A 10,957-nucleotide genomic window follows, 5' to 3' on the forward strand; every position below is an offset into this window, starting at 1 on the left:
GAAGTTTACGTATTTACCCTATGGAATCTTCATCGTTTTTAAATATTGATGAGCAACCGATTTCGATTGGACAAGTTGTAAAATATTTGCAAAATTCTGGAAAGTTAGGACAGTTTATCGGGGATATTTTGCGTCAATATGTAATAGAAAAAGAATTACAAACTCGCGAAGATATAGCTATTAGTCCGGCTCTTACTGAACAGGCAATTATTGATTTTCGACTGAAAAATCAACTCACAGAGCCAAAAAGTTTTCAAGAATGGCTACAAAATAATGGCAAAGACTATGATTCTTTTCACGCTAGTGTGGCTCTAAGCTTCAAGTTAGAAAAACTCAAAGCAGTAGTAACAGAACCAAAGTTGCCAGAATATTTCATCGAAAGGAAGATCTTCCTGGATCGGGTGGTGATTTCGCGAATTATTGTAGATAATCGAGAACTAGCCGAGGAATTACAAGCCCAAATAGAGGAAGGAGCTAGCTTTGAGGCATTAGCTAGAGAATACTCACTCACAGAGGATCGAATCGTCAACGGCATGATGGGCCCCGTCAGCCGAGGAACATTGCCTGATACACTCAGGGCAGCAATTGATGTGGCAAGACCAATGGAAATAGTAGGGCCAATCGAGCTGGAAGAACGTTATGGTTTGTTTCGTGTAGAACAAATTTTGCCAGCTTCATTGGAAGATACTCAACTAAAGCAAGCACTACAGAATGAGTTATTTGAGAAATGGCTAGCAGAGAAAATTCAGAAGCTAACGGTAAAACTGCAAGTGAACTAAAGCTGATAGATGATGAGTCTTCACATACAAGGGTGCTAGCCTCTCTACCTTGGACAAAAGCACCACTATGTTGGTTAACTCCACAACAGCAAACCCTCTTGAAAAAACAGGCAGAAACTCTACGCTTCGGTTTAGGAGAAAAAATCTGGCCAAAAGATGGAGTGGGTTATCAGTTTTTAATTGTGACTGGTAAAGTCCGTCTGCGCGAAGAAGGAGTTGGTAAACCCCTGGCAACTTTAGCTACGGGCGATTGGTTTGGTAGCTTGCAGGAACTACCCCTCGAATGCAAAGCTGTAGCTGCTAGTAAAGATGTAGTAGTGGTACGTTGGCCTGTGACAGTATGGGCAGAAATTTCCACACCACAGATTGAGGAGTTTTGGCGAGGAAGACCTCAAGATGATGGGGGGATGGGGAGATTGGGAGATGGGGAGACGAGGGAAAGTTCTCTCCCCACCACCCCACCACCCCACCACCCCACCAAAGACAGTCCCACCCACCCCACTTACCCGTTTGTTGCTAGCCGCAACACTGCTGCTGCTTGCTTGACAATGGTGGCGCAACAATTAGATCAACCCGTGAAGTTGGAATGGGTACAACGCCAAGTCAGAGGACAGCAGCCGAAACATGTTGTAGAAGCAGCAGAAAAATTAGGCTTTGTGCTACGGCGGTTACAGGTGAGTTGGTTTGATTTGCAGCAGTTGTCATTTCCGGCTTTGTTACAGTGGGGTGCATCCCCAGAAGCAGATGGCAACTGGGTTGTAGTGTATGCTGTCAGGGGCGACCGCTTACTCATTGCTAATCCCCTGAATGGCGATCGCACTTGTGAAGTTTTGCCGCAGTCGCTGGTGGAAGAACATTGGAATGGGCAACTGTGGCAAGTTGAGTTAATCCAAAAGCAGGAAAAATTCAACCTCAGTTGGTTTCTACCAGCAGTATGGCAGTACCGAGGACTGTTAGGGGAAGTGTTGCTGGCGTCGTTGACATTACAGATGTTAGGGTTAGCAACGCCACTCATTACCCAAGTCGTGATCGATAAAGTCATGGTGCAAGAGAGTTTGGCGACTCTTGATGTCATGGCGATCGCCTTATTGTTAGTAGCACTTTTTGAGGCAGTACTTGGTATTTTGCGGCTATTTGTCTTTACTCATACCGCCCGGCGCTTGGATTTAAGTTTGTCCGCCCAGCTATTTCGCCACTTGATGCGCTTACCTTTGGCTTACTTTGAATCACGCCGGGTAGGAGACACAGTAGCACGGGTGCAAGAACTGGAACAAATTCGCCAATTCCTCACAGGTACAGCGTTGACTGTGGTGTTAGACAGTGTCTTTGCTGTCGTGTACCTGGTGTTGATGTTTTACTACAGCATTCCGCTTACCTTCACGGCGTTGGCTGTGCTACCTTTATTTGCCATCCTCACACTTGTAGCTACACCAATTCTCCGTAACTGGCTAAATGAAACCTTTAATCGCAGTGCTGATAGCCAGTCGTTTTTGGTAGAGACAGTAACAGGAATTCATTCAGTGAAAGCCCACGCCGCCGAAGCAGTCGCACGCGATCGCTGGGAAGGTTTATTTGCCCGTTTCATCCGCACAGGCTTCAAAGCTTCTACCACCTCTAATATCAGCAGCAATATCGGTGATTTCCTGACAAATTTCTCTAGCCTACTCATTCTCTGGTTTGGTGCTAAGTTAGTCATTGACAACAAACTGACTGTTGGTCAACTTGTTGCTTTTCAAATGCTTTCTGGTAGAGTTACTGGGCCATTACTGCGATTAGTGCAACTATGGCAAAATTTGCAACAAGTCTTACTTTCCGTAGACAGGATTGGTGATATTCTCAACGTCGCCCCAGAAGCAGAACCAGGCACAGGTTTAGTTTTGCCACCCCTTAAAGGGCAAGTTGTTTTTGATCAAGTCTTCTTCCGCTACCGCCAAAATACAGAACCCGTATTGCGAGGCATTTCCTTTAACGTCCAGCCAGGGCAATTTGTCGGTATTGTCGGACGTAGTGGTTCTGGTAAGAGTACCCTTTCTAAGCTTCTGCAACGCCTCTATCAAATTGAATCAGGACGCATCCTCATTGATGGTTTTGATATTAAAAGTGCTGATTTAACTTCACTGCGTCAACAGATCAGTGTTGTCCTCCAAGAAGACTTTTTATTCAACGGTTCGATTTTGGAGAATATTACCCTTGGGAATCCCGAGATCAGCGCCGAACAAGTAGTAGAAGCTGCTAGACTTGCTGTTGCCCACGACTTTATTAGTGAATTGCCCCACGGTTACGAAACCAACGTCGGCGAAAGGGGTACAGCTTTATCTGGTGGACAACGACAGCGTATAGCCTTAGCGCGGTTGTTCCTCTCCCAAGCACCGATTTTGATCTTAGATGAAGCTACCAGCGCCCTGGATAGTGAAACCGAACAGCAAGTACTGCAAAACCTGCAAACAATTTCTCAAGGACGGACTGTATTTTTAATTGCTCACCGCTTTGCACCTTTAAAACGTGCTGATCTAATTTTGGTGTTAGAAAAAGGAGTTCTCGTCGAACGCGGTACACATACAGACTTGTTACAGCAAAAGGGTTTGTATTGGTCGCTGTATCAACGACAGCAGTTTAATATTTAACTTCTCGTCTCTGAGAAACAAGGCAGAGGGCAAAAGACAGAAGGCAGGAGGCAGAAGGAAAGAGGATTTGACTTGTTTATTTCATTCGTAATACCAATTCTCTATAAACTTGCACTTAATAGATATCTTGCAAAAGTCAGGATAATTCTGAATGACGTAGACGCGTAGCGGCTTCCGTAAGGTACACAGATGTAGACCCCTCAAAGGCGACTTAAGGTAGGGTACACAGGTGAGCATAGATTTTATTATCGGTGTTTATCTGTGTTCATCTGTGTTCGTTTTTTAAAAATATAGACTTTTGCAAAAGGTTTAATGAATAACTCTGTCTTCCTTGGCGTTCTTGGCTACTTGGCGGTTAGTTTATAAATATTAAATGCATCTTCCCAGAGAAACGGTATAACAGATGGTTCGCCACCCGTGTTTCTTGAAAAAATAGGCGTGTCTACGTTTTTTCCCTAGACAGCACCTGTTATTTTAGGAAGTAGCTAACAGTTTGGCTACTTTATACCGATTTAATCAATGATTGCAACACATCCTTGATTCAAGACGCGATAAATCGCGTCTCTACAGATGGTCTATTTGTCATATTCTTTTTTCAGATTGTTATTAGCACTTGCCGATTTCTAAAACATGACTTTAATTTACATTAAGCGTAAAATATCAATGGATTTTTTTGCTAATCTCGTCTAATCTGTATTTATCGATAGTTTTTGCTACTTATATTCATGCAATTTGTATCGGTAATTACTTAAAAAATTAACAGGAGTTTTATACCTTAGACGTATGGAAAGAAAGCCTGCAAAACAGTAATTTCTTAAAGAGAACGGCATTAACATCACAAGCTAAAAGCCTTTATTGGTTCCGATGAGAAAAACCAGCCTGCCTTTATGGGGTGCAACTAGTGAATGAGAGACTCCAGAATTTATTGTTGGGGTAATGACTTCTTTATTAGGGTAGCCCCTAAAAGAGGCTGGTCTTCCGTTTCTTCATGTATTAAGTACATGGACATAATTAAGCGTCAAAGATATTCCTAGATTGTAGTAATTGCTACTCTTATGGAAATTCCCATAGGCTTAAGCATTGACTAGTTACTAGAAACTTTCGTTTATTTATGTTCATCTACTTATTTGTGAACACACCAAAAACATTTTAGGTAAATATTCAGTAATGATGAACAAAAAATGGGCAACAAAGCGAATTACCTTAAACCTAGCATCAGGTGAAGCCGAAAAGCTTGAAAGATATTGCCAACAAACAGGAAGACCAGCAACAGACGTGATTCGGGAACTTATTCGAGGACTACCTATACAAATGCAAACTGACTTAAACCCAATTGAGCAGAATTACTCCACTACAATAGGACAGTTAAGAAGATAATTGATAATTCCTGTTAATTCCTCATTGACCAATCATAATTCATAATTAAAAACATTAATTATGAATTATGATTTACTAATTATCAATTATTAATCAGGACTCTTAACTACTCTTGGTAACTCAACACGAAAAATTGAACCTTCACCGAGTTTACTTTCTACAGTGATACTGCCTTGCATCAAGCGAACTAATTGGTCAACAATTGCGAGTCCTAAACCAGTACCACCTTGTTTGCGTGTCAGACATTGGTTGACTTGGCGAAATTCTTGGAAGATATTTTTTAAATCGGCTTCGCCAATGCCTATGCCTGTATCTTTCACGATCAACATCACTCGTTCTTGAATTTCTAATACTTCCACATTTACTTTACCTGTATCGGTAAATTTAATCGCATTAGAAAGTAGATTAACTAAAATTTGGCGGACGCGATCGCTATCATTAATAACATGAGGATTTTGCAGGTTAATATAAACATCTAAAGCTAAATGTTTCTGTTGGGCTAAACAGTGCAGTTCTTCTACAGTTGTTGTTACCAATTCAGCTAAATTGAATTCTGTCAAATTCAACTCCAACCGCCCAGCCTCCAGTTTGGAAAAATCTAGTATATCCTCGATCAGCATTAACAGGCGTCTAGCACTAGATAAAATGCGTTCTACCATGTTTCTTGCCTGCGGGGGAAACTGGTTGTATGGGTGGCGTAGCAATAGTTGGGAAAAGCCCAAGATCGCATTCATGGGGGTACGCAGTTCATGAGACATAACCGCCAAAAATTGTGATTTCAGCCTTGTCGCTTCTTGGAGTTGCAAATTCTCCAGCCTCATCGCCCGTAACTGTTCTTCTGCTTTTTTGCGGGCGGTGATATCCCGTACTAACCAATGCCAGCCCTTGGGATTACCTTCGCGATCCCATACTGTAGTTACACTGATGGCAGCATCAAATTCACCTCCCTCCCGGGTTTGCATTTGAATTTCCCAATCTTGGATTTGTTTGATCTGGTGCAAACGCATTAGCTGGGAACGAAAGGTACGACGCTGATTTTCCGGAATGAAGTTGATAAGTAATTTGCCTTGGAGATATTTTTGTGATATTTTAAATAAGCCGATAGCAGCGCGATTTGCTTCTAATATTTTGCCTTCGATGTTAGTCACCAAATAGGCATCTGGGGCAAAATCAAATAATTCTTTATAGCGTTGGCGTTCCATTTCCAAGGCAATCCGAATATTTATTAACTCCTCGTTTTGTTGGCGTACTTCTTCTTCTGCCACTCTTAATTCTTCTAATGCTGTATTAAGTTCTTCAAGGCAATCGCGCAGTATTTCTGATGGCGGTAGAGGCGATATTTTGGCATGATATTGTAGCGCATCAGCTCTTTGACGCACAGCCTTTATTTGTTGGGTTAATTCGTAGGCGTTCACACTGAAACTCCTAGTGATTCTCGCTTTTTTTAATCAATTTTTTTTATCAAATTATATAAAATTCTCAGAGTAATCAACACTAACAAATTAGTTAGGAAGACTCGGGGATATTAAATTTATGTAGTGAAACTGAGTGATTAATAGAGTCCGGGGAGAAATAGGGAAGTATTTTTGGCATATTAATGAGATTGAATTTTAAAATGTTTTGTTAAAAATATTTGATGAAAAATTTTTTAATTGCCTATCTTGTACTAGTAAAATCATAGCTCCTGTCAAAGACATTATTTCACAGAATTCGCCCTATGATCAAAAACACTATTGGGTTTTTGTTAACTATGTAACAAGATTCAGCCTGTTTTAAGTTAAACATTGAAGTATTTTAATTTAGAGCCGTCAGCTCTAATTTTTGTCACTTTATTTAACATACTAAACAGGGTTTAGGAAACTGACACCCTCCGAGCGTTATAAATCCTGCAACATTTGATTTTCCACAAGTTTAAGCATTTATCCTAAACTTTTGTTGGAAACTAAATGCCATTTTAAGAAGCAGGGTCATCTATAAGCAGAATGTACACCTTTCAATTTATTAAGAATGACAAATATATAGTGTTTTTATATCTCCTCAGCGAGTGATAACATACAGCTTCTAAAGTATGAGTTTAGGAAGAGTAGAATACAATATCAATTATTCGCTTGTGTCAATTTCCTCCATTAATAAGATTACTCCTTGAATATCGCGTCTGGTCTACCCACGTAGAGGTGTACAGCAAACTTTGCATAAAATTGCCCGACCACGACGATTTGTGGCTTGTAACGTCACTTCTGGATATGGCAACTCTCCTAGTAAACAGGCGCGGATTGGCTGACGGAGTTGTTCAACTGGCAAACCAATATCTAGATTTAGGAAGTGCCTGCTTTTGACTTCATCAGCACGGACGCCCCAGAGGTCTTCAGCCCGATAGTTCCAAATTTGGATATGCAGGTCTTGGTTGAGAACAGCCACACCGCTATGCAAACCAGACAAAATCGATTCCAAAAAGGTGTTGACTTGGACGAGTTCATCACTACGTTGACGCAGTTCCTCATTAAGGGCGTGGAGTTCTTCGTTAGTAGATTGCAGTTCCTCGTTCATCGTCTCCAACTCTTCGTTGGTAGATTGGAGTTCTTCGTTTGTCGTCTCTAGTTCTTCAACGGTGGATTGGAGTTCTTCGTTGGTTGTCTCTAGTTCTTCGTTAGTAGATTGGAGTTCTTCGTAAGCTGTTTCTAGTTCTTGGTTCGCGTGTACTAGTTCGTTTTGTAAATGTTTAAAGCGAGTAACGTCGGTGAAAATGATTTTTACGCCTAAGAATTCATCACCGTTGTTGTCTATTAGTGGTATGACGTGGACATCGAAAAATCTGCTTTCTTGTTCTGTAATTGACCATTCAATATCTTTTAAAATCACAGAACGGCGGTTGGTGCTAGCTTGGTCAATCCGCGATCGCAATTCCACTGGTCGGTAGGAAATTTCTAAATCTTGTAAGGGACGACCCATATCCCTGGGATTGAGATTAAATAAACTACGGGCTTGTTCGTTGGCTAGTACCAATGAATTGTGAACATCCACTATCACCTGAGCGATCGGATCGATCTCGAAGGCGGCTTGATGAATGCGAGTCATTGGGTTAACCATTTCCGGTGTGGATTGCTGAGTATTCAAATGAGTTATATTCAACAACAAATCACGACGATTGCCGTTTGGTACTTTTGTGAATATCCGCCGTCGCAAATCTAGAGGTGTAAAGGAGTGATTGCGGGTAAACAGCATTTCTGCTTTACCTAAAAATAGAAACCCGTGATCGTGTAGAGCAAAGTGAAAACGATCTAGAATTTTCGCTTGGGTTTCAGAATTGAAATACATCAGAGTGTTGCGACACACCAGCAGGTCAATTCTGGAGATTGGTGCATCCTGCACTAAATCGTGACGACCAAAAATGACACCGCGACGCAATTCTTTTTGCACGACATAGCGACCACCCACTCGCTCAAAATACTTTTCTACCAGTTCCGGGGGAATGGGTTGGATTTCCTTGGGGCTGTAATTGGCATGACGGGCATATTCCAGCGCCTCCACATCCACATCAGTGGCAAACACTTTCACTCGCGCTGTGTACTGTTCCATACCCAGTGCTTCAGCCAGCAACATAGCTAAGGTGTAAGTTTCTTCCCCGGAAGCACATCCCGCACTCCATACTCGAATCGGTTGGCTGAGGTGCTTGTTAGTAATTATTTGAGGAATGATGTCACTTGCTACATACTCCCATGACTCTGGATCTCGAAAGAAACCCGTGACATTAATTAAAATTGTGTTAAATAACTCAACAAACTCGTCGGGATGTACTTCTAAATAATCAAGATATTCGTTGTAATTTTCAAGACCAATTGTTTGCATACGTCTTTTGATGCGGCGGGTTAAGCTAGTGCGCTTGTAACCTTTGAAATCAAAACCACGGTTGCGTTTGATGTATTCTAAAAGGCTTTCTAGTTCAGGGTTAGTATCTGTGGTACTCATAGTAAGTGATTGGGCAAAATTAAAGTTATTGGTTCAGGGTAGGGAACAGGGAAAAATATAAACAATGTGTAATTAATTTTGTAATGATACTTAAAAAATGAAATTTACGGGTGATGAGGCAGCAGGCGCGGAGATTAATCTGTTGCGAGATTAGATAGAGAATTTGGTATAACTTACGAGAATTTCATGTGTATGAGAGCCAGATCCCCGACTTCTTTAAGAAGTCGGGGATCTGGTTATTCCCAAATGATTTAGGAATGCTATCCTACAGTTAGGATTTGGGAGAATTAAATAGGTCGGTGTTGAAAATTGTCGTTATGACAAAGCAGAAGGCAGAAGAGCCACTGCCTTTCTTTATTCACCTATTTGTTAATTGAATTAAAGTAGAAGCGATCGCATCCAAAGGCAAAACAAAATCAACAGCCCCAGTTTTAATAGCAGCTTCAGGCATCGCAAAAAAATCGGAAGTTTCTTTATCTTGAGCGATCGCTATACCACCCATGTTTTTAATTGCCTGTACTCCGGCTGCGCCATCGCTATCTATCCCAGTTAAGACTACAGCGATCGCCTGTTCTTGAAAACTAGCAGCTGCTGACTTAAACAAAACATCACCTGCGGGGCGGACATAACGGACTTTTTCCGCTTGAGACAGAGACAATGTTGCGTCGGTATTAACTAACAGGTGTGATCAGGAGGAGCAATGTAAACCGTGCCTGGTTTTAACTTTTCACCCGCTTCTGCCTGCTTGACTACCAAAGGAGTACGCTTATTGAGGATTAGCGCCAACATACTAGGATAGTGGGGATCTAGGTGTTGCACCACAGCGATCGGGGCAGGAAAGTCTGGGGGTAAGTTGGATAAAATTTCACTCAAAGCTTTCAGTCCACCAGCTGACGCTACCATTACTACTATGTAGCTATTCATCATTGATCGCTTCTTGCCCCTGTAAGTCTGGAGTATCTTTCAGTTCTGTGAGTGCATGGGAATTACTTTTGAGTAGGACTTCTCGAATCACAGCAGCACGTTCATCACAATCTTGAGCTTCTTGTTCCAATCTTTCGGCTGATAAAAGGGCGTTGCGATCGCGCATCCGCTTAGCCATGCGGTGTGCCAGAGAAGATTTTTCCTTTAATGCCCTCAGGGCAATCCAAAGTGCATCCTCCAAAGCGTCAGATTGTTCTGCCAAAAGAGTTTCCGTGGAGTAAGCATGACCCGTGCGACACCGAAACCGCAACAAATCTCCCTCTTGCAATTCCCAAAGAGTACCACCACACTCCGGACAGCAGAAACCTGAGGGTTTACCAGGTCTGCCGTCGTTGTCTACTGCTTCCATATCTAATTCTGCTATATCAGACTCAAATTCAATTTCGTTGGGTATAGATTTTTCTGCTTCTTCTTCCACAGGTGTGTTAGCTAGTTCCACCAGTACAGATGGAATCCCCGCCAGTGGCAGAACATAATCAATGTCGTCTACGTTTTCGATGGCACTACGTGGCATTCCCGCAAACATTGCGTTGTGGGGGTCTTGAACAACCGCTACCCCACCTCGCATTTTCACTGCCTTTAATCCCGCTGTCCCATCATCAAGTGACCCGTTAATATCAAACCAACCACTCGCCGTCCGTAAGCTCGCACAGCGGTACGAAATAGGGGATCGATAGCTGGACGATGGCTATTCTCTCTCGGGCCCCGTGATAGGGTAATGTATCCTCGTTTGACAAGTAGATGGTAATTCGGCGGGGCAACCTAAATTCGACCTAGAACAATTGCTTCTCCATCTTGAGGATGATGTACTGGCAAATTTCCAGCCCGGTTCAATATCTGGGGTAATACACTTGTGCCGTGAGAGGGAACATGAAGGACGATGAAAATAGCAGCTTTGATGTCTGGAGGTAAATTTTTTACTAAAAAACTAAGTGCTTCAACTCCGCCTGCTGACGTCCCGACTACGATTATATCGTGTCCAGGCATTGATTCCTCCTAGTAGCAGCGCAGATGAACATACTTACACACTGCTAAGATTACCTTAACAATATGGAGACATTTACTAACCTAGCTTAGAGTAGATTTATTAGTTATACCAAGTCTGGGTAATGGGTAATCGGTAATTGGTAATTGGTTTTTCCCATTATCTATTACCCATGACTGATGACCGACCTTCACAGATATGATAGGTTCTAAAAGTTTCTCCTACACCCCTATTTGTTGACT

General features: G+C 42.1%; 5 protein-coding genes and 2 pseudogenes. 3 read left to right on the forward strand and 4 right to left on the reverse strand.

The window, feature by feature from the left end:
* Positions 1–20: 20 nt before the first annotated feature.
* From UYI_RS0125105 to UYI_RS0125115, 3 genes are all read left to right on the forward strand, one after another.
* Positions 21–779, forward strand: coding sequence for a peptidylprolyl isomerase (locus UYI_RS0125105; protein WP_016869438.1), 759 nt, complete (start codon positions 21–23; stop codon positions 777–779).
* Positions 728–3,403: a peptidase domain-containing ABC transporter gene (locus UYI_RS0125110; RefSeq protein WP_016869439.1), complete on the forward strand. Its 2,676-nt coding sequence runs from the start codon at positions 728–730 to the stop codon at positions 3,401–3,403. The genes UYI_RS0125105 and UYI_RS0125110 overlap by 52 nt, the downstream gene beginning before the upstream one ends.
* A gap of 1,167 nt (positions 3,404–4,570) precedes the next feature.
* Positions 4,571–4,780, forward strand: a complete 210-nt coding sequence (locus tag UYI_RS0125115) for a CopG family transcriptional regulator (RefSeq protein ID WP_016869440.1) — start codon at positions 4,571–4,573, stop codon at positions 4,778–4,780.
* An 89-nt stretch (positions 4,781–4,869) separates the two neighbouring features.
* Here the strand turns inward: UYI_RS0125115 and UYI_RS0125120 are convergent, their stop codons facing one another.
* The 4 genes and pseudogenes from UYI_RS0125120 to UYI_RS33400 all read right to left on the reverse strand — a co-directional run bounded on the left by UYI_RS0125120 (position 4,870) and on the right by UYI_RS33400 (position 10,717).
* A complete protein-coding gene (locus UYI_RS0125120) occupies positions 4,870–6,195 on the reverse strand; it encodes a PAS domain-containing sensor histidine kinase (RefSeq protein ID WP_016869441.1) in 1,326 nt (441 codons plus the stop codon).
* 745 nt (positions 6,196–6,940) lie between these two features.
* The gene (locus UYI_RS33390) at positions 6,941–8,746 is read right to left on the reverse strand and encodes a CheR family methyltransferase (protein ID WP_016869442.1); all 1,806 of its coding nucleotides are present in this window, start codon (positions 8,744–8,746) and stop codon (positions 6,941–6,943) included.
* 358 nt (positions 8,747–9,104) lie between these two features.
* Positions 9,105–9,673 (reverse strand): annotated as a pseudogene (locus UYI_RS33395) (chemotaxis protein CheB).
* Positions 9,663–10,717: pseudogene (locus UYI_RS33400) on the reverse strand (chemotaxis protein CheB). The pseudogenes UYI_RS33395 and UYI_RS33400 overlap by 11 nt, the downstream one beginning before the upstream one ends.
* Positions 10,718–10,957: the final 240 nt, after the last annotated feature.

The sequence above is a fragment of the Fischerella muscicola PCC 7414 genome, assembly GCF_000317205.1.
Taxonomy (GTDB): domain Bacteria; phylum Cyanobacteriota; class Cyanobacteriia; order Cyanobacteriales; family Nostocaceae; genus Fischerella; species Fischerella muscicola.

Bases quoted from the DNA above. Each gene is read 5' to 3' on its own strand.
- UYI_RS0125105 (WP_016869438.1), top strand. From the start codon at position 21: ATGGAATCTTCATCGTTTTTAAATATTGATGAGCAACCGATTTCGATT.
- UYI_RS0125110 (WP_016869439.1), top strand. From the start codon at position 728: ATGGCTAGCAGAGAAAATTCAGAAGCTAACGGTAAAACTGCAAGTGAA.
- UYI_RS0125115 (WP_016869440.1), top strand. From the start codon at position 4,571: ATGATGAACAAAAAATGGGCAACAAAGCGAATTACCTTAAACCTAGCA.
- UYI_RS33390 (WP_016869442.1), bottom strand. From the start codon at position 8,746: ATGAGTACCACAGATACTAACCCTGAACTAGAAAGCCTTTTAGAATAC.